This window comes from Xanthomonas sp. WHRI 7065, assembly GCF_040203115.2.
Lineage (GTDB): Bacteria > Pseudomonadota > Gammaproteobacteria > Xanthomonadales > Xanthomonadaceae > Xanthomonas > Xanthomonas arboricola.
In genome coordinates, this window is sequence record NZ_CP168194.1 from 2486534 (window position 1) to 2512439 (window position 25906).

The 25906-nt window shown below is 66.7% G+C and carries 13 protein-coding genes and 1 pseudogene; 2 read left to right on the top strand and 12 right to left on the bottom strand.

Annotated features, from left to right (window positions below; all coding sequences use genetic code 11):
- Positions 1-315 precede the first annotated feature (315 nt).
- The 10 genes and pseudogenes from ABQY64_RS10640 to ABQY64_RS10685 form a co-directional block, all read right to left on the bottom strand.
- Positions 316-624, bottom strand: a complete 309-nt coding sequence (locus ABQY64_RS10640) for an IS30 family transposase (protein WP_374151350.1) — start codon at positions 622-624, stop codon at positions 316-318.
- On the bottom strand, positions 625-786 hold the full coding sequence (locus tag ABQY64_RS10645; RefSeq protein ID WP_374151351.1) for a hypothetical protein: 162 nt from the start codon (positions 784-786) through the stop codon (positions 625-627).
- 89 nt (positions 787-875) lie between these two features.
- Complete coding sequence (locus ABQY64_RS10650; RefSeq protein ID WP_374151363.1) at positions 876-1004, bottom strand: hypothetical protein; 129 nt, start codon at positions 1002-1004, stop codon at positions 876-878.
- Between the two features lie 213 nt (positions 1005-1217).
- Positions 1218-3617: a penicillin acylase family protein gene (locus tag ABQY64_RS10655; protein ID WP_181098357.1), complete on the bottom strand. Its 2400-nt coding sequence runs from the start codon at positions 3615-3617 to the stop codon at positions 1218-1220.
- Positions 3618-3825: 208 nt separating this feature from the next.
- Positions 3826-4200 carry a hypothetical protein gene (locus tag ABQY64_RS10660; protein ID WP_104574333.1) on the bottom strand — a complete coding sequence of 125 codons (375 nt, stop codon included), beginning with the start codon at positions 4198-4200 and terminating at the stop codon, positions 3826-3828.
- Between the two features lie 188 nt (positions 4201-4388).
- Entirely contained in the window at positions 4389-5399 is a 1011-nt protein-coding gene (locus ABQY64_RS10665; RefSeq protein WP_374151352.1) for a glycosyltransferase family 2 protein, read from the bottom strand.
- A gap of 192 nt (positions 5400-5591) precedes the next feature.
- Complete coding sequence (locus tag ABQY64_RS10670; protein WP_180968751.1) at positions 5592-6356, bottom strand: aspartyl/asparaginyl beta-hydroxylase domain-containing protein; 765 nt, start codon at positions 6354-6356, stop codon at positions 5592-5594.
- Between the two features lie 20 nt (positions 6357-6376).
- Positions 6377-7231 (bottom strand): class I SAM-dependent methyltransferase, encoded by an 855-nt coding sequence (locus ABQY64_RS10675; RefSeq protein ID WP_252513682.1) that lies wholly within the window; start codon positions 7229-7231, stop codon positions 6377-6379.
- Positions 7232-7297: 66 nt separating this feature from the next.
- Positions 7298-7387, bottom strand: a pseudogene (locus ABQY64_RS10680) (Trm112 family protein); the annotation flags it as partial.
- Between the two features lie 31 nt (positions 7388-7418).
- The gene (locus tag ABQY64_RS10685; protein ID WP_349780515.1) at positions 7419-8228 is read right to left on the bottom strand and encodes an alpha/beta fold hydrolase; all 810 of its coding nucleotides are present in this window, start codon (positions 8226-8228) and stop codon (positions 7419-7421) included.
- Between the two features lie 527 nt (positions 8229-8755).
- On the opposite strand from ABQY64_RS10685, the gene ABQY64_RS10690 reads away from it, so the two are divergent.
- The gene (locus tag ABQY64_RS10690) at positions 8756-10069 is read left to right on the top strand and encodes a nucleotide sugar dehydrogenase (protein ID WP_349780516.1); all 1314 of its coding nucleotides are present in this window, start codon (positions 8756-8758) and stop codon (positions 10067-10069) included.
- A 62-nt stretch (positions 10070-10131) separates the two neighbouring features.
- On the opposite strand, the gene ABQY64_RS10695 is transcribed toward ABQY64_RS10690, so the two are convergent.
- Both ABQY64_RS10695 and ABQY64_RS10700 read right to left on the bottom strand, forming a co-directional pair.
- Positions 10132-18006 carry an amino acid adenylation domain-containing protein gene (locus ABQY64_RS10695; RefSeq protein WP_374151353.1) on the bottom strand — a complete coding sequence of 2625 codons (7875 nt, stop codon included), beginning with the start codon at positions 18004-18006 and terminating at the stop codon, positions 10132-10134.
- A 49-nt stretch (positions 18007-18055) separates the two neighbouring features.
- Positions 18056-24283 (bottom strand): SDR family oxidoreductase, encoded by a 6228-nt coding sequence (locus ABQY64_RS10700; protein ID WP_349780765.1) that lies wholly within the window; start codon positions 24281-24283, stop codon positions 18056-18058.
- A gap of 45 nt (positions 24284-24328) precedes the next feature.
- On the opposite strand from ABQY64_RS10700, the gene ABQY64_RS10705 reads away from it, so the two are divergent.
- Positions 24329-25792 carry a glycosyltransferase family 9 protein gene (locus ABQY64_RS10705; RefSeq protein WP_349780766.1) on the top strand — a complete coding sequence of 488 codons (1464 nt, stop codon included), beginning with the start codon at positions 24329-24331 and terminating at the stop codon, positions 25790-25792.
- The last annotated feature ends 114 nt before the right edge of the window (positions 25793-25906 follow it).

A 25906-nucleotide genomic window follows, 5' to 3' on the forward strand; every position in this document is an offset into this window, starting at 1 on the left:
CCAAAGTCACCGTTTAACCCCGCCTGCAATGCCCGCCGCTGCACAATCGCTGCAACCGCCTTCGGCGACAGACTCGTTCACCCCAGAGGCGGCGGAAGAAGGGCCCCTGTGATGTCGGCAGCGCTCAGCCAGGCAGCCAGGGCGACCCTGCGCGGCCCAACACGGGTTGGTCTGGTGTGGAAGTGGCGCTCGGACCAGCCTGCTGGTCTTGCTGTGCTCCAGCCGGTAGCTGAAGGCGTTTTCGCCAATGCAGCGCTGTGCAGCCGATGCCGAATTTGAACGCCTGTTGGATGATTCGGTACATGAGTGTGCGTGCTAGATATCCAGGTTTAACCGCCTGGCCAATTCCTCGTGGCAGGTCAGTTCCGTTCCACGTTCGTAGGTCAGGCTCTGCCGCAGGAACGCCGGCAGTTTCTTCATCTGCCGCGTAAACCCAGCCAGTGCCGCCTCGGCCGTGCAGCCCTCCATCTTGCACAACACCAAGAACCGGGTCTTGCGCTCGACCAGCGTGCCCACGCAGGAGCGATTGAAGGCGCGTTTGATCAGATCGCCCTCCCAATGTCCTGGAACCAGGCGTTGCTCCACATGCTCCGGGCGATGCACGATGCGCAGTTCCTCCGGCACCTACGAACGCTTTGCCGCAGTGGTAAGCCGCAGCCCGCGCGTCGGCTTGCCTAGGCGCAACGCGTCCACCAGCGCCTTCTTCAGCCCACCGCGCGGATGGGCATAGATAGCGGCATAGATTGTTTCGTGGCTGACCCGCTGGCGGGCATCATCCGGATGCATGACACGCAGTGCTGCGGCAATCTGCTGGGGGAGACCAGCGATCGAACACCAGCCGATCATGCACGAAGGCGAACATGACCGTCCCTTGTTCAAGCAGACACGGATGCACGCTGCGCCCGATAGCTGACTGCCGCCGAATGTCGCGACGACTGCTGGCGTCTAATTTCCCGGCTCAGGGTCGATGCGCTGCGTTCAAGGCAGCGGCCGATCGCTCGCAGGCTTGTCCCTCAATCACGTTCCACCTGAAGCACCGCACACTCCTCAGGACTCAGACGACTGTACTGTTTTCTCTTCCCGACACCCTACACTCTGCGAGGTGTTGCACTTGAAGGTTGAGTCTGCCCAGTGTCGCGCATCTCGGGGCTTTGTTCAGAGGTTCCCTAATGGGCGGCCAGCAGCGGTTTGGCCGCGCTGTCAGGCGTTTGTATTAGTCAGCGCACTGTTTCTGGTTGCACCCGGATTTCGTGTTCCGTTTCGCCGGCTACAAGCGGCATAGGTTGGTTCTTGACCCACTGTGCATGCCCCCTGTCGAAGTACGAGGACAGCGGATTTGACGACTGGCCGCCAGGCATCGTCAGCAGTCCCTGCGATTCGCGCCCGGGCGCCACGACCATGCGCTGGGTTGCGCCGAAGCCCGGGGCTTGAACCAGCGGCATGTGGGTGTCGCCGGACATCTCGGTGTTGGGCATGCTGAAGAACCACCCGAGCACCGGAATGTTCCCGAATATCGGATGGCGCATTTCCAACCGGTTGCGCTCACCCCAGGTCGAAAGGGTCAGATCGGGATCGTCGGTTTGATATTGTTTGAGGCTGCGATCAAGAATGCTGCGCAGGTAATCGTCCCAACTCGCGAAACCGGCAGGCAACCAAGCCGCCGGGCGTTGGCTGACCATGGCCCACACGGGATACTCGGCCTGCGGCAGGTTGTCATAGAGTTCGGCGGCGGTCATGCCGCTGCCGCTGGCCAGCAGCGTCAGGATTTCGCCGGACACGGCGTCGCGATATTCGCGGATGACCCGGTACGCGACCGAATTGGCCGAAGCCCGGTGGGTCCAGCCGCGCAGCCGCGCCGCAAGCACGTCGTACTTGCCGTCGCGTGGGTTGGGCCGCTCCGCGATGAGGCGCAGCATCAGCTCGTTCCATCGCTCCAGAAACAGAGCGCGGTCATCGCCCTGGATGCGCATCGCCGCGGCCTCGTCGATCGGTTTGGTTCGATCGAGCGCATCGGCGATCTGTCTGGCGCGCGCGCCGAGCTGGTAGGAGCCGTCGCATACGGCCGGCGCGTCGGCCTTGGGCAGGATGCGCTGGTTCGCGGTGACGAGGTAACCGGACGGCGGATCGACGACTTGCAGATCCGCGATCGTGGTGTTGAGACGGCTCCAATCGTCGACGCGTGCGGAGTCGGCCAATCGCGGCGCGATCGGGCAGCCGTCTGCCCGACTCGGAAGCTGCCCGGCCAGTGTCCAGCCGATCCTGCCGTCCGCGTCGGCGACGACGAAGTTGACCGGGGGTATGCCCGACGCGCGCGCGATGCGGATCGCTTCGGGCACGTTATTGGCTGCGAACAGATCCAGGTGCAATAGATTCGTCGCCAGGCGGTTGTCGCCGAGCCAGCGCCGTACCAGCGGCTTGCGCCGCGGGTCGCGATTGGTCAACGGACCCCAGTGGGTGAGCAGGAAGCGCGTCGCCGTGTCGGGCGCGTCGGCGACCTTGATGGTCTCCTGCTCGCTTTGATAGGGCAGGCAGTCCGCGTCGACCCGATAGCCCGGAGCGCTGCCGCGCTGGCAAGGCGTCAACGTCAGCAGGTCCGCCCAATCGCCCTGGCTGTTGGAAAATCCCCAGGCGACGTGACCGTTGCTGCCCACGACGAAGCCCGGAAGACCCGGCACGGTCAGGCCGTAACCCGATTGCCGGGGCGTGCCAGCCTTGTCAATATGGATTTCGGCGCGATACCAGATGTTCGGCACGGTCAGGCTCAAATGCATATCGACGGCCAGCAGGCCTTGCGCATGGGCGGTCCTGCGACCGCTGACCGCCCATGCGCTACTGCCGTTGAAAACCGGATACCCGCGCGGTACGGCATCGGCGCCGAGTGTACGCGCCGACGCGTCGCGCAGCGGCGGAGCTGGAATCGCGGCCGTCGCTGGAGCCGTGGTGCCGTCGAGAAAGCTCGAGTCCCATTCGCCGTGATCCCAGCTGATGAACCGGAACACGTCGTCGGGCAACGTTTGCTTGAGCCGGCTGAGGAACTGTTCCTTGCGCGCACCTGCGTCGGTGAGCATCAGAAACATCGCGTGGATGATGAGAAGGCTGTCTTCATCGCGCCACGGCCTGGGCTCGCTGCGCAGAACCACGTATTCGAACGGCCGCACCCGCATATGAGCCAACCCTGCGTTGACCCCGCGCGTATAGGCGTGCACGGTCGCGATCAGGTCCGGGCGCGAGGCAGCCAGCTGTTCGCGTGCGAGCGCGCGCAGTTGCCAGCGGCGCTGGACGATGTCGAAACCCAACTGTCCGCCGCCGAACAGCTCGCTCATTTCGCCGGCCGCGCTCCGGCGCATCACGTCCATCTGGAAATAGCGATCCTGCGCGTGCGCATAACCGAGCGCCCAGGCGGCGTCGGCTTGCGAGGCGGCGTTGATTGCGGCGATGCCGAGCGCATCCCTGCGCAGGCTGACCGGCGCGGCGATATCCGCCGAAGCGATCTGCCCGTCCAGATTGGGCAGGCTCAGCGCAAGCACGGCCAAGGCGCCGATCGGCAACGCGAAAATCGCCGCGAACAGCAGGAGGATGAACCAGCGAAGAAAGTCTATCTTTGGGGCTGGCTTCACGACCGTCCTCGAAAAAACGCACGGCACGCCTGACGACCGCTTGCGCGTCGACGGCGCCGTCGTGGAGACGCTCGCAAGCGTGTACGCATCAGCGCGCCGACACTGTGCCGGCCGACGGGTCAATCCAGCGCTTGCGTCGCAATCATTGCATCCGGCCGCGCTCGCAGATCACCGCCGGAGCGGACCGGTAAACCGGGGCTGGGACGGATCAGCCGTCCCACTGGCACAGGTGCAACAGCACGCCGGTCGGATCATGAACGAATACAACACTGGCACCGTAGGGCTGCCTGGAAGGCGGCTGCACCTGCGCGTCGGCAAACGTGTCGTCTTGCAACACCGAAGAAAGATGCGCGTGCCATGCCTGCGCATCCTCGATGGTCACGTGCAGCATGCTGTTCTCGGCCACGTCCTTGAGGTAGTAATTCTGGATGTAGAAATGTTGCTGGTCGCTCAACTGGACCAAGGCCAGACCGGGGCCGACATCGTGGGTTTTCCAGCCAAGGGCGGTATAAAAGCGCTTGGACAGCGCGAAGTCCTTGGCGGGGATGAACGGACGAATGTCCGTGACTTTCAGGTTGGGCACAACGACCTCCGTGACTGGCAAGAAAACCGCATCCGTTGCGTGAGTTTTCGCGCTGCCGCAACGGGGTCAAGGTGCTTTGTATGGCAGCTGCTGACGCTACTCGATGTGGCGGGTAGATTCAAGGTGACGCCATGGTCTTCACAGCGTTGAAAGCATCGCGATGCGCCTGCCGGCGCTGTGCTTGAAGTTCAAGCCATCTTCGCTTCGGAAGCCTCCAGCAGCAGCCGCGCCGGCCGCGGGAAATGCCGGCAGACGCCGCGTTCGATAAGCTCGTCGATCTCCGACGACGAAAACAACACGTTGTCCTGGAAGAATCGCGTCGCCACGCCCGCATCCGCAGCGCCGACCGCATCGCGCGCGGCGAGGTGGAAGGGAATCGCGGTCTGGATGTCGACGCCGTTGCCGAACCAGCGATCCGCGAAGCGACCGAGCACGCGGTACTTGCGTACGAACTCGTCGAACCCGGCGATGGCGTAATGCAGGATGCACGGATCGCTCTGCAACGTCGGCTGGCGATATGCGCGCGTGGACGGCTGGAACGCGTCGGCCAACGAAGGCAGGGCCTGGCCAGGCACGGTGAATTCATGGACCGTCATGCCCGGCAGCAACCCCGCGTCCACGCGCGCGGCCGCCTTGCCCCAGTGGTAATAGTTGAAATAGCGTGGCCGCCGCGGAAACCTGCTCAGGAACCAGCGCTTCCGCTCATCGTCGACACAGGCAGGCGAGAGTTTGAACAGCGTTTCCTCGCGCACGATGTCACCCGGCTGCCACGACAACGGTACCAGCTCGTGGTTGGCGTAATGAACCTGGCGCAAGCCCAGTGCTTCGGCATGGCGGAAATGCTCGGCGACCGTGCTGCCCGCGCAGTGGAACAGCTCGTCCACGTCAATGTGCAGCAGCCAGCGCTGGCCGGCGCGCAAGGCGAGGTCGATGGCGATCTTCACGTTCAACAGTTGCCGGGCCATGACTTCGCGCTCGCGCCATTGATGCGCGAAACCGATCAGCTCGTGCTCGAGTGCGATGCGTCGCCAGGCGGTTTCAAGCGCGTCGTCGCGGCGGATCAGGCTGACCCGCGGTTCCGAGCGCAGCCAGTCGGGCACCGCTTCGGCGGGATCGTCGAGAAAGAGGTACAAATGGGCAAAGCCGATGGCGAGGTGGTAGCGCGCGAAGTTGTCCAGGTAGGCGCCGGCGGCGCGCAAGGTGGTAACGATCGCGGCACCCGGTGCGGCTTCGACCGGGACTGCATTCACGGACATCGGAGGGGGCTCCCGGTCATTACGGCCAGCGGTGGGCGATGCGCGTTGCAAGCGAAGCGGCCAGCGCATTACCCGACGAAACGATCGCCGCGGCGATGACGCAGCACTTGCGCCGCAAGCGGCCGCTGCCGGCGCTCAATCGGCGATGCCCAGCAACCGGTCGAGCTGCGCTCCGAACGCGCTCTCCCACGCGTTCCATCGGTTGGCCGAATCCTCGATCGACGGGCTGGCGGCGATCGCCGCGACCACCTCGTCGTTGCGCCGGGTCAGCTCGGGCGGCAGCGGACGAACGAAATCGAGCAGAAGGATGCCGCGGTCGCGGTCGCTGCGGTTCCACGCCGCATGCAGGTGGCTGTCGTCGAAGATCAGGCTGGCGCCATTGCGCCAATGCCGGACCTCGTCGCCCACCTGCAGGCCGCACGCTTCCGGCGGATCGGGCACCACCAGGCCGAGGTGATAACGCAATACCCCGCAGTAGTTGCCGTAATGCGGCGGCAGTTCCTTGCCCGACTGCATGATCGAGAACATCGCGACCTGCAGCCCCGGCACCCGTTGTAGCGCACGCGCGGTCGCCGGGCAGCGCCGCGCGTTGCGTTCGGACCAGCGCCCGTAGGCGTACAGCGGCAGCACTTTCCAGCGCCGGTCCTTGGTCAGCGAATACTGGCCGACCTGCACGTCTTCCAGCCCCGGCAGCAGTTCGACCGCGTCCAGCACGCGTTCCAGCTCGGCCCGGATGACGGGATACTCCGCCTCAAGTTCTTCGACCCAGGCGAACCCGTCTGGATCGAAGAACGCGCAGCGACCGTCGGCGCTGGCGCGGATCGCATCGACGAGCGATTGCAGCCCGGTGGCCGGCGATGCTGCGATCTGGATGCCGACCGTGTCGTTCGTGGTTGCCATCGCCGCGTTCTCCGTCCAGCCTATAGCCTGTGAGCGATGTACAACCCGGGATGATCGGTGTTGACGTGGCCATACCCGCACTCCTTGTACCAGCCTGCGACTTCCGCGATCGAATGCCGGTGCTGGTAATAGGGCGCGACGTTGTCGTGGGTATAAAAGACGGCCGAGTGGTATTGCTCGCTCAGGCTGAGCAGGTTGCGCTCGCTCAACGCGCCGAAATTGCTGATCCGCTTGATCGTCGGTATCAGGATCGGGAACAGCAGCGCCACGTAGGCCTTGCAACAAAGCATGCACGCCCATGCCGGCAAGTGCCGCGGAATGTTGAGCATGTGCCAGTCGCGTTGGCGGTACAGCGCGCCATAGGCGTGGTTGGGATATTCCTTGGCAACCGGATACAGCCAGCTGAGGAAGGTGCCGCGGCGTTTGACCGTCGCGGCGATCGCGCGGAACGCCTGCGCGGTGTCCGCAGTGTGGTGCATCGCCGCAAAGCTCATGCCGAACGCGAACGTGCCTTCCTTGAACGGCGGATGGAACATGTCGGCCTGGACGAAGTGCAGGTTGGAGATGTGCTTGTTTTCCTCGTAGGAGGATTCCAGCGTATCGCTCAAGTCCAGCCCGACCACGTTCTGGGACGGCACGCACTTGGCGAACTCCACGGTTTTTTCCCCACTTCCGCAGCCGGCGTCCAGGCACCAGCTGTCGGGTCCGGAAGCAAGCAGGGCGCCTTGCGCGCTCTGGTGAATCCACAGCACCGTGTCGAGCACGTCTTGCGCGAACACCATGGTGCGCCGCTCGGCCTTGCCGGCGAAGCGGCTCATCCATTGCGTGCGGAAACTCGAGCGGGTCTTCTGTACCGGGGCGGTGTTCAAGATCATGCGCGGCACGCGGTTGACGATCGGATAGCGGCGGGCACACCCGCGGCATTCCAGCGATCCTTCCAGGGTCTCCGCGCCCTCGGTCCGATCCGGATGCAGATCCAATTCACTGCGGCACCCTGGACAGCAGAGGATTTCCAGAAGCTTCCGTTTCATGCGGGGTGTATCCCTACAGTCCGTTTGCCAGCTACTCTAATAACCATGGGTCGATAAATCCAGCGTCGCCAGCACGCGCACAAGACGGCCCCGGCGGACCAGCGCCATACCCACAGCGGTATCGCTCGGTCAGCGGCCGGATGATCGCCATCACTGCGGCCGCATCCTCGTGCAGGAAGAAGTGCCCCCCATTCAGCTCGTGAAAAGAGAACGGTCCCTGCGTGTGCTCGCCCCAGGCGGCGACGTCGGCGACCTCGGCCAGCATGTCCGACCGGCCTGCCACCGCGGTAATCGGACAATGCAAGGCGTGCGACGGTGCATGGCGATAGCGTTCGGCCACCGACAGGTCTTCGCGGATGAAAGGCAGCAGATACGCGATTGCCTCCTTGTCCTGCAACACCGCTTCGGGCGTTCCGCCGTAGCGGCGCAACTCCTCGATGAGCTCGGCATCGGTCAGTTCGGAAATCGGAGGGGACCGCCTGGGCATGTGCGGTGCGCGTGACGCGGCGGCGACCATGTGCACGGGCGCGTCGATGCAGCGACGCGACAGCTCCAGGCCGACCTCGTAAGCGACCAGTGCGCCGAGGCTGTATCCCAGGAAGATCAACGGAACGTTCGCAAGCGTAGCGACATCGGCGCAGACCTCGGCGGCGATCGATTGCGGCGTGCGCGCGACTTGCCCGGTCGTCCGCGGATAACGCACTCCAAGCAATTCAACATTGCGCGGAAAGGACGAACCCCAGTTGCGGATATGCGATGCGTTGCCGCCGGCATACGGAAAGAACAGCACGCGCACCGTCGGCGATCGTTCCGGCGTCAGCAGCAATAGCGATTTGCTCATCGTTGATCCGTGGTCGTTTGCGTTGGCTGGAGCGTTGCGAATTATTCGACATCCGCGCCAGCGGCCCATGCCGGTGCCGAGCCGTCCGGCGTCGTGTCGCAGCGCGACAACCGCAGCCGACGAAGCCGCCGGGCAGGTCGCGCGAACAGGAAATCGCCGGACCGTCGCTCGATCGTGCGGCCGAGCCGACGACGATCGAGCGACTGTCATGTCCCCGCGATGGACGTACACAGTCAGGACCGGACGCAACGGGAACGGTGCGGACAGATGATACACTGCGATCGCCTCGCCATGTCGCCGGCCAGCTTGCGCAGTTATCGCGATGCCCACGGCGAGACGAGTTGCTGTTGCCTTCAGGCGTCGGAGTTTGTGCATGCGCCGGCTGTGCCGGACATCGTTGCAACTGCGAAAGGCAGGAGGCGGAAAGCCGAAGTGAATATGCGTGCCGGGGATCGCCCCGCGGCTTGCGGCCTGGACCGCACCGCGCATTTCGCGATATCCGTGCGCGCATGCGGCCGCCGCGACACGTGGCGGTCAGGGGAACACAGAAGGAAGAGTGTCGACCGTCGCGCCGTGCGATCACAACAGGAGAACGTATGAAAGTCGGGTTCGTAGGCTTGGGGAAGCTCGGATTGCCTTGTGCGGTAGCGATGGCGGACAAGGGCCACGACGTGATGGGATATGACTGCCTGACGCAGAACATGAGCAAGGCCGAGCGAACATATCGCGAGACAGGGCCCGACGGACGATCCGATTTCAACCAGACGCTGCGCGACAGCAACCTGCGTTTCTGCGAACTCAAAGAACTGGCCGAACACTCCGACGTGATTTTCGTGGCCGTGCAGACGCCGCACCTGCCCGAGTTCGAAGGGATTTCCCGCATCGGTGAAGCGCGCGCGGACTTCGATTACACCTACCTGTGCGAGGCCATGCGCGGGCTGGCCGCGGTGATCGAGCGCGACACCATCGTGGTTGTGATCTCGACCGTGCTGCCGGGCACGATGCGCAATGTCGTGGTGCCGCTGATCAACGCAAGGATGAAGCTGGTCTACAACCCGTTCTTCATCGCGATGGGCACCACGATCGTGGATTTCCTGAATCCGGAATTCGTGCTGCTCGGCGCGCACGACCCGGCCGCGCTGGACACGATCAAGGCGTTCTATGCCGGACTGGTCACCGCGCCGGTGCATGCCACGACGCTGGAGAACGCCGAGCTGATCAAGCTGCTTTACAACACCTACATCGGCATGAAGATCGTCTTCGCCAACGTGGCGATGGAGATTTGCCACAAGACCCCGAATACCGACGTGGACGACGTGGTCGCGTGCCTGGCGCTGGCCAACCGCCGACTCATCAGCGACAAGTACCTGTCCGGTGGCATGGGCGATGGCGGTGGCTGCCATCCGCGCGACAACATCGCCATGTCCTGGTATGCGCGCAAGACAGGGCTGAGTTTCGACTGGTTCGAGAATGTGATGCAGGCGCGCGAAAGCCAGACCCGCTGGCTCGCCGATCTGATGCAAAGCTACCGCCTGCCGCTGACCATCCTAGGCTACGCCTACAAAGAAGAGACCAACATCACCACCGGTAGCGCAGCGATCCTGCTCAAGAACCTGCTCGAAGAGCGCAAGGCCGAGGTGCTGCTGTTCGATCCTTACGTCGACGCGGACGACCGGCATATCCCGCGCGATGCGCCGCGGGTGTACCTGATCGGTTGCAGGCATGCGGCTTTGCAGGACTATCATTTTATTTCCGGTTCGGTGGTGCTCGATCCATGGCGTTACCTGCGTAGCGTCAGTGAAGGCGTGGAGTACCGACCGATCGGTATCGGCGTCGGCTGACGCGGCCGGTCCGGGTCGCAGCGCGGCGGTGGCAACGGTGCCTGCCGTCGCCGCTCACTGATTTAGAAATCCCAGTCGGCGATGCGCCGGTCCGGTTGTTCGGCCATGCCGGCGTAGATCGAGCGCAGCCGGTCCAGCCAGGCTTGCGCCGTTGCGTGTTCGAATTTGTCGCTTGCGTAGTGCAGGTTGGCCAGGATCTGCCCGGGCTGCTGATCCACCACCAGCGACACGTCGACGTGCAGCAGGTCCGGCCTGCCTTCCGGTCCATCGGGTTGCGGCTGCACGCTGAGGCCGTCGAGCGACAGCGGGCTGCGCGGTTCGTTCTGGAACCGGAACAGCGCGCCGATCGGACGGTGGCGCAAGTTCATCGCATCGAAGATCTTTTCCGCCGACAGCGACTGGTAGCTCTGGCTGGCGACGGCGACTTCGCGTACGGCATGCAGGAAACCGCTCACGGTCATGTCCGCGTCCACACGAAAGCGCATGGCGATGGCCTGGGCGAACGGACCGATCAGCGATTCCAGCTCCATTCGCGGACGGTTGCCCACGATCGTGCCAATGATGACGTCGTCCTGACCGCTCAAGCGCATCAGCAACAGTGCATAGCCGGCGAGGATCGCCATCGATGGAGTCACGCCACTGTCCTTGACCAGGCGCAACAGGCCGTTGCTCAACGCGCGTCCGCACACCAGATGGACTGCAGCGGCGCGGTGACTGTCCACCGGCCCGACGGGGGTGTCGGCCGGCAGCGCCAGCGCCACCGGCGCGCCGGCAAGATGGTGGGTGTAGTACTCGACGTGCTTGCGCAGGTTTTCACCCTGCATCCAGTCGTGAAACCAGGCGACATAGTCGGCGAACTGGATCGGTAGCGGCGGCAGGGACGGGTTTTCGCCGGCCTTGAACGCATTGTACAGCGCGCTGGTCTCGCGGATCAGAACTTCCAGCGACCATGCATCGCAGATCAGGCGATGCAGGGCCAGGATCAGCACATGTGTGCTCGGATCAAGGCGGATCAGGCAGGCGCGCAGCAACGGCCCGGCGCTCACGTCGAACGGCTCGCTGCCGAACTGTCTGTACAAGTCGAACACCCTTTGCTCGCGCTGCGCTTGCGGCAGGTGGGCCAGATCGAACTGCGACAGCGGAAACCGCGCCTGCGCCGAAATTCGCTGGCGTGGCTCATCCGGATCGACGTCGAGGTCGAGCCAGGTTCGCAGGATTTCGTGGCGCGCGACTATCGCGTCCAGGGCCGCGGTGCAGGCCTTGCGGTCCAGCGTGCCGTGCAGGCGCAGCGCGGTGCAGTACAGCGCCGGGTGCTCGTGATTCGTGCGGGTACGTTCCCAGCGCCACAGTTGTTGCTGGATCGGCGATAACGGGAGCGGGCGGCTTCTGTCGGCGACCGGGATTTGCACTTGCGCGGTTGCGGCGGTACTGGCCAGCGCATCGCTCAGCTCGGCCAGGGTAGGGCAGGCGAACACCGTGCGCAGGGCGAGTTCCTGGCCGAGTACAAGACGCACGCGCGCGACCAGTTGGATCGCCAGCAACGAGTGGCCGCCCAGTTCGAAGAAATGGTCATGGCGACCGACGTGCGGCAGTTGCAGCAGGTCTTGCCAGATCAGCGCCAGCGCCTGTTCGCGCTCGCCGCGTGGCGGTACGTAGGTTTGCAGCGGCAGCGCGTCTGCGTCCGGCGCCGGCAATGCCTTGCGGTCGAGCTTGCCGTTCGGAGTCAACGGCATCGCCGGCAGCAGCACCAGCGCCGCCGGCAGCATCGGTGTGGGCAAGTGTGCGCGCAGGTGCTGGCGCAGTGCGTCCAGGTCGGGGGGCTGGGCGGCTACACCGGTCACATAGCCCACCAGCCGCGCGTGTGCGCCCGTGCCGTGCAGCACCACCGCCGCTTCGCGGACCTGCGGCCAGTCGCGCAGGCACGCTTCGATCTCGCCCAGTTCGATGCGATGGCCGCGCAGCTTCACCTGGCTGTCGTTGCGGCCCAGGTAGTCGAGCGTGCCGTCGGCGCGCCAACGGCCCAGGTCACCGGTGCGGTACAGCCGTGCGCCCGGCGTCGGCCCATGGGTGTCGACCACGAAGCGCTCGGCGGTCAGGCCTGCACGCGCTTCGTAACCACGTGCAACGGCGATGCCGCCGATGTAGAGTTCGCCCGGCACGCCGATCGGGACCGGTGCGCCATGCGTGTCCAGCACGTAGATCCGTACGTTCGCGATCGGGGCGCCGATCGGCACCTCGCCCGCTGGCGGCAGGTGCGCGCAGGCGTAGGCGGTCACGTCCACCGCCGCTTCGGTCGGACCGTACAGGTTATGCAGGCCTACCTGCGGCCACCGCGCGGCGAACCGCTGCGCCAGTTCGCGCGACAAGGCTTCGCCGCTGCAGAACACCTGTGTCAACGATGTGCAAGTCGAACCGGCACCGACCTCTTCCATCCCGGCGCCGACTTCCCTGGCGCCGATCTCTTCCACGAAAGCATCCAGCATCGAGGGCACGAAGTGCAGCGTGTCGATGCCTTCGCGCTCGATGAGCGCATGCAGATAGCCTGGATCGCGATGCCCGCCCGGCCGCGCAAACACCAGCCGGGCGCCGGCCAGCAGCGGCCAGAAGAACTCCCATACCGACACGTCGAAACTGCACGGGGTCTTCTGCAGGACGCTCTGGCCGGGTTGCAACGCATAGGCGTCCTGCATCCAGCGCAGCCGGTTGACCACGCCGCGGTGCGCGTTCATCACTCCCTTCGGCCGGCCGGTCGAACCGGAGGTGTAGATCACGTAGGCCAGCTGCGCGTTCGTCAGTCCGGGTACCGCGAGGGCGGCACCGGACAACTGCGCCCAGGTGTGCGGCTGGTCCAGCCACACCTGCTGCGCGGCGCCGACCAACTGCGCCGGCACCGGCGTGCGCTGGGTCTGCAGCACCACCGTCGGCCGGCTGTCGTGCAACATCTCGGCCAGGCGCTGCGGCGGCGCGTCCGGGTCCAGCGGCACATAGGCGCCGCCAGCCTTGAGCGTGGCCAGCAATGCCAGCAACAACGGTACCCCGCGCTCCACGCTCACCGCCACGCGGTGCTCCGGGCCGACCCCGCAGGCGCGCAGATGCCGGGCCAGCCGATTGGCACGCCGGTCCAGTGCGGCATAGCTGACCTGCTCATTGGCATCGACCGCGGCGATCGCATCGGGCGTGCGCGCCACCTGCGCTTCGAACAGCGTGTGCACCAATCCGTCGGCACAGGCGCGGTCGGTGGCGTTGAAGTCCTGCACCACCTGCCGCCGCGATGCGGCATCGAGCAGGCTCAACGTGGCGAGCGGACGCTGCGGATCCTCGACGATCTGCCGCAGCACGTGCGCGTACGCAGCGGCCCAACGTGCGATCGTGTCCGCATCGAACAGGTCGCTCGCGTAGTTCAGCGTGCCCAGGATGCGATCGCCCCATTCCACCAGCCCCAGCGACAGATCGAACTGGGCACCGTTCTGCGGCACCAGCCCCGTCGCCGCATCCTGGGTCTGGCTGCGCGGCATGTTCTGCAGCGCGATCATCGCCTGGAACACCGGATGGTGATTCAAATTGCGCGCCGGCTGCAGTGTCTCCACGATGCGGTCGAACGGGATTTCCTGGTGCGCGTAGGCGTCCAGGATCATCTGCCGGGCCTGTTGCAACAGCGCGTGGACGTTGCTGCGCTCGTCCACCTGCAACGGCAGGGGCAAGGCATTGGCGAACAGGCCGATCACGCCTTCCAGTTCGGTGCGTTGCCGGTTGGCCATCGGCGTGCCGATCACCACCGTCGCCTGGCCGCTGAGCCGCGACAGCAGCACCGCGAACGCGCTGTAGAGGAGCATGAACAAGGTCATGCCGTGCGCGGCAGCCAGGGCTTTGAGGCGCTGGGTCAACGCAGGATCCAGCACCAGATCGTGACCGGCGCCGCGGTAGCTGCGCGCGGCCGGACGCGTACGATCGAGCGGCAACTGCAACAAGGCTGGCGCGGCGACCAGACGCTGCGCCCAGGCTTGCGCCAGCGCGTCGCGCTGCGGCGATTGCAGCCAGCGCTGCTGCCAGCGTGCGTAGTCGGCATACTGGATCGGCAGCGGTGGCAGGGACGGCTCGGCGCCTTGGCGGAAGGCCGCGTACAGCGTTTCCAGCTCACGTGCGAACAGCAGCAGCGACCAGCCGTCGGCGACGATGTGGTGAAGCTTGAACAGCAACGTGTGCGTGTCGGGCCCGAGCAGGAGCAGGCGCACGCGCAGCAGCGGCCCTTGGGCGAGATCGAAGTGCGCATCGATTTCCTGCGCGGTGATGCGGGCGAGGGCGGCCTGACGCTCGGCGGGGGCGAGCGCACGCAGGTCGTCGACCGGCAAGGCGATGTCGACGTCGGCCGGCGCCAGCACCGTGGCCACGGCCTGGCCGTCGAGCGTGCCGAACACGGTGCGCAACGATTCGTGGCGGTCGCGCAGGGCGTGCACGGCGCGATGCAGGGCGGCCGGATCGACCGGATCGCGCAAGGCCAGCGACCCCATCAACTGATACGCGATGGTCGATGCGTGTTCGAGCTGGTCGAGGAACCACAGGCGCTGCTGCGCCAGCGATGCCGGCTGCGGGCCGGTGGTTGGCTGATGCTCGATTTTTTCCGCCGGCACCGAATCGGCGGTGGCCAGCGCATCGCTCAGCTCGGCCAGGGTAGGGCAGGCGAACACCGTGCGCAGGGCGAGTTCCTGGCCGAGTACAAGACGCACGCGCGCGACCAGTTGGATCGCCAGCAACGAGTGGCCGCCCAGTTCGAAGAAATGGTCATGGCGACCGACGTGCGGCAGTTGCAGCAGGTCTTGCCAGATCAGCGCCAGCGCCTGTTCGCGCTCGCCGCGTGGCGGTACGTAGGTTTGCAGCGGCAGCGCGTCTGCGTCCGGCGCCGGCAATGCCTTGCGGTCGAGCTTGCCGTTCGGAGTCAACGGCATCGCCGGCAGCAGCACCAGCGCCGCCGGCAGCATCGGTGTGGGCAAGTGTGCGCGCAGGTGCTGGCGCAGTGCGTCCAGGTCGGGGGGCTGGGCGGCTACACCGGTCACATAGCCCACCAGGCGCGCGTGTGTGCCTGCGCCGTGCAGCACCACCGCCGCTTCGCGGACCTGCGGCCAGTCGCGCAGGCGCGCTTCGATCTCGCCCAGTTCGATGCGATGGCCGCGCAGCTTCACCTGGCTGTCGTTGCGGCCCAGGTAGTCCAGCGTGCCATCGGCGCGCCAACGGCCCAGGTCGCCGGTGCGGTACAGCCGTGCGCCCGGCGTCGGTCCGTGAGCGTCGACCACGAAGCGCTCGGCGGTCAGGCCTGCGCGCGCTTCGTAGCCGCGCGCGACGGCGATGCCGCCGATGTAGAGTTCGCCCGGCACGCCGATCGGGACCGGTGCGCCATGCGTGTCCAGCACGTAGATCCGCACGTTCGCGATCGGGGCGCCGATCGGCACCTCGCCCGCTGGCGGCAGGTGCGCGCAGGCGTAGGCGGTCACGTCCACCGCCGCTTCGGTCGGACCGTACAGGTTGTGCAGGCCCACCTGCGGCCACCGCGCGGCGAATCGCTGCGCCAGCTCGCGCGACAAGGCTTCGCCGCTGCAGAACACCTGTGTCAACGATGTGCAAGTCGAACCGGCACCGACCTCTTCCATCCCGGCGCCGACTTCCCTGGCGCCGATCTCTTCCACGAAAGCATCCAGCATCGAGGGCACGAAGTGCAGCGTGTCGATGCCTTCTCGCTCGATGAGCGCATGCAGATAGCCTGGATCGCGATGCCCGCCCGGCCGTGCGAACACCAGCCGGGCGCCGGCCAGCAGCGGCCAGAAGAACTCCCACACCGACACGTCGAAACTGCACGGGGTCTTCTGCAGGACGCTCTGGCCGGGTTGCAACGCATAGGCGTCCTGCATCCAGCGCAGCCGGTTGACCACGCCGCGGTGCGCGTTCATCACTCCCTTCGGCCGGCCGGTCGAACCGGAGGTGTAGATCACGTAGGCCAGCTGCGCGTTCGTCAGTCCGGGTACCGCGAGGGCGGCACCGGACAACTGCGCCCAGGTGTGCGGCTGGTCCAGCCACACCTGCTGCGCGGCGCCGACCAACTGCGCCGGCACCGGCGTGCGCTGGGTCTGCAGCACCACCGTCGGCCGGCTGTCGTGCAACATCTCGGCCAGGCGCTGCGGCGGCGCGTCCGGGTCCAGCGGCACATAGGCGCCGCCAGCCTTGAGCGTGGCCAGCAATGCCAGCAACAACGGTACCCCGCGCTCCACGCTCACCGCCACGCGGTGCTCCGGGCCGACCCCGCAGGCGCGCAGATGCCGGGCCAGCCGATTGGCACGCCGGTCCAGTGCGGCATAGCTGACCTGCTCATTGGCATCGACCGCGGCGATCGCATCGGGCGTGCGCGCCACCTGCGCTTCGAACAGCGTGTGCACCAATCCGTCGGCACAGGCGCGGTCGGTGGCGTTGAAGTCCTGCACCACCTGCCGCCGCGATGCGGCATCGAGCAGGCTCAACGTGGCGAGCGGACGCTGCGGATCCTCGACGATCTGCCGCAGCACGTGCGCGTACGCAGCGGCCCAACGTGCGATCGTGTCCGCATCGAACAGGTCGCTCGCGTAGTTCAGCGTGCCCAGGATGCGATCGCCCCATTCCACCAGCCCCAGCGACAGATCGAACTGGGCACCGTTCTGCGGCACCAGCCCCGTCGCCGCATCCTGGGTCTGGCTGCGCGGCATGTTCTGCAGCGCGATCATCGCCTGGAACACCGGATGGTGATTCAAATTGCGCGCCGGCTGCAGTGTCTCCACGATGCGGTCGAACGGGATTTCCTGGTGCGCGTAGGCGTCCAGGATCATCTGCCGGGCCTGTTGCAACAGCGCGTGGACGTTGCTGCGCTCGTCCACCTGCAACGGCAGGGGCAAGGCATTGGCGAACAGGCCGATCACGCCTTCCAGTTCGGTGCGTTGCCGGTTGGCCATCGGCGTGCCGATCACCACCGTCGCCTGGCCGCTGAGCCGCGACAGCAGCACCGCGAACGCGCTGTAGAGGAGCATGAACAAGGTCATGCCGTGCGCGGCAGCCAGGGCTTTGAGGCGCTGGGTCAACGCAGGATCCAGCACCAGATCGTGACCGGCGCCGCGGTAGCTGCGCGCGGCCGGACGCGTACGATCGAGCGGCAACTGCAACAAGGCTGGCGCGGCGACCAGACGCTGCGCCCAGGCTTGCGCCAGCGCGTCGCGCTGCGGCGATTGCAGCCAGCGCTGCTGCCAGCGTGCGTAGTCGGCATACTGGATCGGCAGCGGTGGCAGGGACGGCTCGGCGCCTTGGCGGAAGGCCGCGTACAGCGTTTCCAGCTCACGTGCGAACAGCAGCAGCGACCAGCCGTCGGCGACGATGTGGTGAAGCTTGAACAGCAACGTGTGCGTGTCGGGCCCGAGCAGGAGCAGGCGCACGCGCAGCAGCGGCCCTTGGGCGAGATCGAAGTGCGCATCGATTTCCTGCGCGGTGATGCGGGCGAGGGCGGCCTGACGCTCGGCGGGGGCGAGCGCACGCAGGTCGTCGACCGGCAAGGCGATGTCGACGTCGGCCGGCGCCAGCACCGTGGCCACGGCCTGGCCGTCGAGCGTGCCGAACACGGTGCGCAACGATTCGTGGCGGTCGCGCAGGGCGTGCACGGCGCGATGCAGGGCGGCCGGATCGACCGGATCGCGCAAGGCCAGCGACCCCATCAACTGATACGCGATGGTCGATGCGTGTTCGAGCTGGTCGAGGAACCACAGGCGCTGCTGCGCCAGCGATGCCGGCTGCGGGCCGGTGGTTGGCTGATGCTCGATCCGCTCTTGCAACGTGTCCTGAGACGCAGCCGCGGGGCGTAGCCGAGCGGCCTTGGCCAACTTCAGCAATTGCGCCTTTTGCGCGGCGGTGAGCTGAGTGATCTGCTTGTCCAAATCGCGTCCTATCCTTTGCCCAGGCCCGTGGACCGCCAGCGCAACCGCCTCAAATGACCACGGTTTCGTCGTGTGCGTCGCCCACGCGCGGTCGCGCTGCCTGCAACTGTTCGATTCTTTGCGCGAGTTGGTCGATGGTCGGACAATCGAGCAATCCGGCGAGGGTCTGGTCGACCTGGAACTCCTCGCGGCAGCGCGACAGCAACCGGATCGCCAACAACGAGTCGCCGCCCAGGTCGAAGAAATCGTCGTGGATGCCGACCTCGCGAAGCCCCAGCAAATCCTTCCATATCTGCGCCAGTCTGGATTGGACGTCGTTACCTGGTGCCTGCAGCGGGATGGCCAGCTCGGGACGCGCACGGGTCTCCACCGACAGGTTCTGGCCGGCGAGGAACGCACCCACGCCGACCCGTGCGGCCATCCGGGCGCGCTCGATCAGCGGCTGCAGTGGTTCGGTGGAGACCGCCACGCGACAGAAGTCCTGGTGCAGGATGCGATCGAAGACGTCGGTTCCGTCGCGAGAAGACATGCCGCGCAACAGTTGGTCAAAAAAATCCCCTTCGGATTGACGCGCATCCGGCGGCGGCGCCGTTTGCGTAAGCCCGAGCCGTTCCCAGCCATCGTAGGTCAGGACGATCTTGCCGATGTGGCGTGCGGCGGCCATGTAGTCGAACGCTTCGACAATGCGGTCGATCGGGAAGCTGCGGATCGGCAGCGCCGTCCAGTGGCCCTGTGCCAACTGCTCGACGGTTTTGCTCCAGGCGCGCTCCAGCCCCGGATCGGCGGTATCGACGACGATTGGCAGGAAGTGCTTGCCCTGCACCTGGGCGATCGGCTCCAGTTCGTCGTTGCCCAGGCCCAGTTCGAGGAACCGGCCCTGCGGGCGAAGCACGTCCAGGCTCGCGCGGCCCAGTTGCAGGCCCAAGGAGTTGAGCACGACATCCACGCCGCCGGCCGTGCGTTCGAGGATTTCGCGGGCAAAGGCCGGAGAGCGCGAGTCGTAGACATGCTGGACGCCGAGCCCGAGCAGGAACGCGCGCTTGGCCGGGCTGCCCGCGCTGGCATGGATGTTCGCGCCGATCTGCTGCGCCACCTGCACGGCCGCCAGCCCGACCCCACCGGTCGCGCTGTGAATGAGCACCGACTCGCCGCTGCGCAGGCCGCCGATCTCGCGCAACGCCAGCTGCGCGATGGTGAACGCCACCGGCGCCGCCGCGGCTTCGGCCACCGACAATCGCGCCGGTCGCCGCCGCAGCCACGCGGCCGGGTAGACCGCACGCGGGGCAACCCAGGGGCCGCCGAATCCCATCACTTCGTCGCCGACCTGCAGGGTGCCGACCTCGCTGCCGCAGCGGGCCACCACACCGGCGAATTCCAGGCCGAACTTACCCTTGGGACTCGGCGCCGGCACCATCCCGAGCGCCACCAGAACGTCCTTGAAGTTCAGCGCGGCGGCATGGATGTCGACTTCGACATCGTGCGGGCCCAGCGCAGGCAGATCCCTGGCGACGAAGCGTAATGCGCTCAATTCGCCGACGGTGCCTGTATCGAGCAGGAAGTTCGCCGGCGCTTGTGGCTGGGGTCGCTGCGACGGGGCGGACGCCGTGGACGGCGCCATCGCGCTCTTCCTGGCGGTCATGCCGCCTACCTCGACCCAGACCGCGCCCGATCCATCCACGATGCGCGCGTCGAGGGTCAGCGCGCCGCCGTCGCGCACCAGCGCCTGGTCGCTGCGCGCATGCGCGAACAACGCTTCTGGAAACCGCCCAGGCCTGCGAATCCGCACGCGGCGGTAGTGCAGCGGTACATAGGGTTCGGTCTGCGTCTGGAGCAAGGCGGGAATCAGGAACGAGACCGCGCAATCGAGCAGGGCCGGATGCAGCAGGTAATCATCGAGATCGCCGCGGTATTGTTCAGGCAGGCGCAAGCACGCGCTGCCACGGCCGTGGCCGGCGGCGACGCTTTCGAACGCACGCCAGCGCCCGCCGAAACGCATGCCGGCATCGCCCGTGCCGTGCCCGTTGCCCAGATGCGAGCCAGCATCGGCCAGCGGCGCACCGTCGAGGAAATCGTCCGTCGCATCGATGCTTTCGCTCTCATGCAGCGCGGCGATGTCGGCGCGGGCGTGCTCGGTCCAGGCGTCGCGCGTGCGCGCATCAAGCGTGCGGACAGTCAGCGAATAGCCTTCGCCGCGAGGCGTCAACACGACCTGCAGTTCGCATGCGTCGGCATCGGCGACCACCAGCGGCGCCATCAGGGTCAGATCGCTGATCTCGGCGCTGTGGCTGGCGGTGCATGCAGCGAACGCTGCGAATGCGAGTTCGATGTAGGCGGTGCCCGGCAGCACCGCGGTGCCTGCGATACGGTGTTCGTCCAGCACCCAGTTGTCTTGCGCGCGCAGCGTATTCTCGAACATCCATTCGCCGGCGACCGCGCCGGGCCGCTTGCGTCCCAGCAACGGATGCACTGGCGCAGGCAGCGCGACCGGCTCGGCATGGCGTTGCCGCTGCGCGAAACGCGCCTTCGCGCGTGCCGACATGCCGGCGTCCAGCCAGTCGGTCCAGTTGATCGATACGGTCAGGCCGCGCGCGTGCGCGTGCCGATACGCGGCGAACGCATCCAGGAAATCGTTGGCGGCGACGTAGCCGATTTCGCCGAATTTCAAGGCGTGCAGAACCGAGCCGATCGAGGAGCACAGCACGAAGAAGTCCAGCGCCCGCCCGTGCAGGATGTCGTCCAGATGCACCGCGCCGCGGACCTTCGCCCACAGGGCGCGCTCGGTGCCGTCCTGGCTGCGGTTCTGGATGATGCCGGCGGTATCGGCGACGCCGGCAGCGTGGATCACACCGTCGATCGCGCCGAAATCGTCTTCGATCGCGGCGATCGCCCGCACCAGCGCGTCACGATCGGCCACATCGGCCTGGTAGAGCCTGACCCGGCAGCCTTGCGCCCGTAGCGCGAGCAGCGCAGACGCCAGATGTGCCTGTTCTGGATCGGCGGCTTCGGCGCCGCTGGCCAGCGCCTGCCAGCGATCCTCCGGAGCGAACGCCGAGCGGCCGAGCAGAGCGATGTCGCAGCGTACGTTGCGCGCCAGATACGCGGCCAGCGCCAGTCCGACGCTGCCGTAACCGCCGGTAATCAGATACACGCCACCGTGCCTGAGCCTGGGCTTGGGCACCGCCGGCACCGGCAGGTGCACGGCCTCGAACGCCTGCACCCAGCGGGTATCGCCGCGGTATGCGCACACAACGTCTACCGGCTGGTTTTCGCATTCGGCGAGCAGGCGGTCGAGCAGGCGGTCTTCGACGACGGAGCCGGGATTCGGCGCGATCACGTCGACACCCAGGCACGACAGGTTGGGGTACTCCTGCGGAATGACCTTCAGTGCGGCGGTCAACGCCGCCTTGTCCGGTTGCGGGGCATGCTCGCCGCCGACATCGTGCACGCGACTGTAGACGCAGGTCAGGCGTATCGGCTGGGTGACGCCGGCCTTGCCCAGGGCCTGCGCCAGCGACAGCAGCGCATGCAGGCCGCGCCCGAGCCCTGCGCTCAGGCGCGCGGAAAGCGGCTCGGCATCGGCGGGGTCGGGCAGGCTCCACAGATGCACGATGCGGTCCGGCAGTCTGTCCTGGCGCGACAAGTCGGCCAGCAACGCGGCGTAGTCGCCGGGGCTGCGCGGATCGATGCTTGCGCGCGTGGCCGCGAGCGGTTCGAAACCAGGACCGGCGAACACCTCGATGACGTCGTGGCCGCGCTGTCTGATCCGTGTGGCGAATTCGGCGCAGAAGCGATCTTCCGCGGTCAGCAGCAGCCAGCGCTTGGGTGCCTGCGGCACCGGCGCTGCCGGCGGCGCCAGACAGCGTTTCCAGGTCGGAACGTAGCACCAGTCGCCTGGATCGGCGCTGGCCTCGTGCGCGGCTTGCACGACAGGTTGCTCCTGCTCCTGCTTTTGCACCTGCGCGGCGGTGAGCGTCTCGGGTGCTTCCAGCCAGTGACGCGAGCGCACGAACGGTAGCGAAGGAATCGGCAGTTTTCGCCGCGCCTGCTCGCCGTGAAAGGCGGCCCAATCCAGCGGCAATCGGTTTACCCACGCGGTGCCCAGGCCTTCGTATAGCCGCTGCGCCGTCGTCGCGGCGCCATCGGCGGGCTGCCACGCGTGCAGGTGCGCAGCCCATGAGGTGTGGCCGGCACCATCTGCCTGCGCGGAGAAGCACAACGCGACGTGATCGCGGCCCGAGACCAACGGTGAAGAAGCGCTCTTCGCGGCATCGGCGGCGTCGACGATCTCGGTCGTGTCCAGCAGCACGATGTCCGGATGCGCCTGGCGTACCGGTTGCGGCGTCGTGCCCGAGTACAACGCAGCGACGGCTTCGGACAGTGTGAGCGCTCCGGCCACGCACGCGGCCACGCCGGCACCGGCGCCGTTGCCGGCGACCGCCTGCGGCAGCACGCCCCAGCGCATCCACAAGCGCGCCATCGCGTATTGGCCGGCGAACAACACGGCCGCGCGCAGCGTGGCCTGTTGCGGCAGAGCCTCTTGCACGAATGCCGCGCACAGGTCGACGGACTCGCTGCCCGCGCACTGGCGCGCCGCGTCCGCGCACAGGCGAACGTCCGCACGGACGCTCGCCTCGTGCGCATATGCCGCTTTCATGACGCCGAAATCGTCGGCGCCGGGCTGCGGGAAAACGAAGGCCACGCGCAGGTGTGGCGCCGGCTCCGCGCTGCTTCCCGCGCCAGTGTCGATCAGCTCGAGCAAGTGCGTACGATCGCGCGCGACATAGGCGTGACGATGATCGAACGCTTTCCTGCACACGCCCAGGGTGAACGCCACATCGGCGATATCGACATCGCCGGCTTCGCGCAGATAAGCCGCCAGCTGCCGCGCGTTCGCAACACAGCCGGCGGCGGACGGCGCCGACACCGCAACGATGTGGAACGGCCGGGTCGACGCATCGCAGCGCGCAGCCGGCGGCGGCTCCTGCAGAATCAGGTGCACGTTGGTTCCGCCGATTCCGAACGCGCTGACGCCGGCGCGGCGCGGCTGCGGACCGTGCGGCCACGCGCTTGCCGTGGTTGGCACGTAGAAGGCGCTGCCTTCGAGCGCGCCTTGCGGATCGGGGCGGCGGAAATGCAGGCTCGGCGGGATCATCGCGTGCTGCAGCGCGAGTGCGGCCTTGATCAGCCCGGCCATGCCCGCGGCCGTGTCGAGATGCCCGATGTTGGTCTTCACCGAACCCAGCGCGCACGATCCGGCCGCGATCGCCGGGTCCGCGAACACGTCGGTCAACGCCTCCAGCTCGACCGCATCGCCGAGCAGTGTGCCGGTGCCATGGCCTTCCACCAGGGATATGTCGGTGGCATCGACGCCGGCGTTGGCGAGGGCCTGTTCGATGACCGTGCGCTGGCCGGATGCGCTCGGTGCGGCGAAACTGACCTTGTGGCTGCCGTCGTTGTTGACCGCGCCACCCAGAATGACCGCATGTATGAAGTCGCGGTCGCGCAGCGCGTCCTCGATCCGCTTGAGCACCACGAAGCCGCAGCCGCTGCCGCCGACGGTGCCCCCGGCATCGGCGTCGAAGGCGCGGCAATGGCCATCGCGCGCGTAGATGCCGCCAGGTTCGTAAGCCGGCGGTTGCTGCGGCAGCAGCACCGAACTGGCGCCGGCCAGGGCGATGTCGCATTGGTAGGTGGCCAGCGCCTGGCAAGCGCTGTGCACCGCGACCAGCCCGGTCGAGCATGCGGTACTGATGTTAACGCTCGGGCCCTTGAGGTCGAGTCGGTGCGAAATGGTGGTCGGATAAAAATCCTTGTCGTTGGTGAAAAGGATCTGCGACGCACCAACGGCCTGTGCCAGCGACGGATATATCGGCAGGATCTGGCCGAGCAGATAGGTGCTCAGGCTGGCGCCCATGAATACGCCGACCAGGCTGTCCGGAGCGGTGTTGGCGCAATTCGCGCTGTCCAGCGCGAGCCACGCGCATTCCAGCGCCAGCCGCAATTGCGGATCAGCGATGTCGGCCTGTCTCTGGGTGAAGCGGAAGAAGTGCGCGTCAAATTGTTCGACGTCGGCGAGTAGGGCGCGTGCGGCGGTGGCTTCGTGCCCGCCGCCGGTGCCTTGCTGCGGCACACGTGTTATCGATTCGATCCCACCGACCAGATTGCGCCAGAACTGTTGCGCAGTGTCCGCGCCGGGAAAGCGGCACGAGATGCCTGTAATCGCGACCGCGTCATGCCTGATACCCTGCAAGGTCAACGCCGCGTCGGTTTCGCGCATAGGTCAACAGCCTCCTGCCAGCATGATTATCCAACGCAATGACGTGTGATATCGTCCGGCCGCGCTTTATCCCGATCGTGGCGACATACACTAAGGCATGCAGCGAGCCTATCACAGTACCTTACGCGGTCGGTGCCGCCCGTATTGCGACGCAGGGAGGGTTGCGGCGGACACGACGCTGATCGAATGCCCGTGCGCGCCAGCGGCACTCGGCGCGCGCATGTCAATGCGTCGACAGGCCGAGGCTCGATGAATCGCAGGCTGGCCGACGCGGCGCTGCTGGCCTATGCCAGGCTGCTGCGTCGGTTCGAACGGGTGCCCGCCGCGACGGCGCAGGTCGAGCGGGTGGTGATCTTCTCCGCGCTGGGCCCGGGCCTGCGCGCCGGAGACCACATCGCGGCATCGATCGCGTTCGAACTGGTCGCCCGACGTTTCCCCGGCGCCGAACTGCATTTGGTCACCACCGCGTTCCAGGCCGGCAAGTTCCACGATCTCTACCTGCTGCACATGCCGATTGACCGCCTGATCGTTTGCGACGATCCGGCCTTCGGCCGCTGGCGCAACTGGCTGAGGCTGCTGCGCGGCTTGCGCGCTGCGCGCTATGACGCGTGCGTGCACGACAGCCGCGACACCCGGCTCAGTCCGCTGTTCGCTCACCTGTGCGGCATCGGCAGGCGCTTCGGCCTGCAGCGCGGGCTTGCCGTCGACGCCTTCGTCAACCAGGGCCAGATCGCGCTGAGCGGCGCCTGGGGCGCAATGACCTTGCTCGACATGGCCCAGGCCTATGCACGGGCGCTGGCGTTCGACCCGCCGCTGCCGCGCGAGCGGATCGACCCGCGCTTTCGGCTCGCGCCGGTGGATCGGCCGCTGGCGTTCTCCGGCCGGCGGCCGATCATCGTGGTACATCCCGGCGGCAGCCGCGACTGGAACCGGCGCTGGCCGGATGCCCATTACCAGGTGCTGTGCGAGCAGTTGCTGCGCCGATACCACGCGCAGATCGTCCTGGTCGGTGGCGACGACGAAAGCGACGAGGCGCAGCAACTGGTCGATCGCGTGCGCGAACGCTGCAGCGACGGCGAGTTGCGGCAAGCCTGCGGCGGCGACCTGAACTGGATGGCGCAGCACGTGGCGCAGGCGGATCTTGTGGTGGGCAACGATTCTTCGGTGATGCACATCGCCGGCTGTCTTGGCGTACCGGCGGTGATCATGTTCGGGCCGACGCCTTATTCGACCTGGGACGCCTATCGCAACCAGACCAGTGTGTCGCTGGAACTGGATTGCTGGCGCCACCGTCCCACGCTGCACCGCGACGCAGTGGCCGCCTGCAGCCGCGACTGCCCGGTCGAATACGATCCGGCACTACGCCGCTATCCGCATTGCATGACCGGCTTGAGCGTGGAGGCGGTCTTCGACGCCTGCGAACGCAAGCTCGCCGCAGGCGGGCGGCGCGACGGGCGCGACGGGCGCGACGCATCGAGCGTCGCCGGCACCGCCGCCGACCCGGCCTGAGCGGCGTGTCGCACGCGTGCAAGCGCAGGGCCGGCCCGGCGCTTGCATCGTTATCACGGCAAAGCCTTGCGTGATCCTTGCCGCGTGTGTGTCGATGTCCTAGGCTGGGACGGC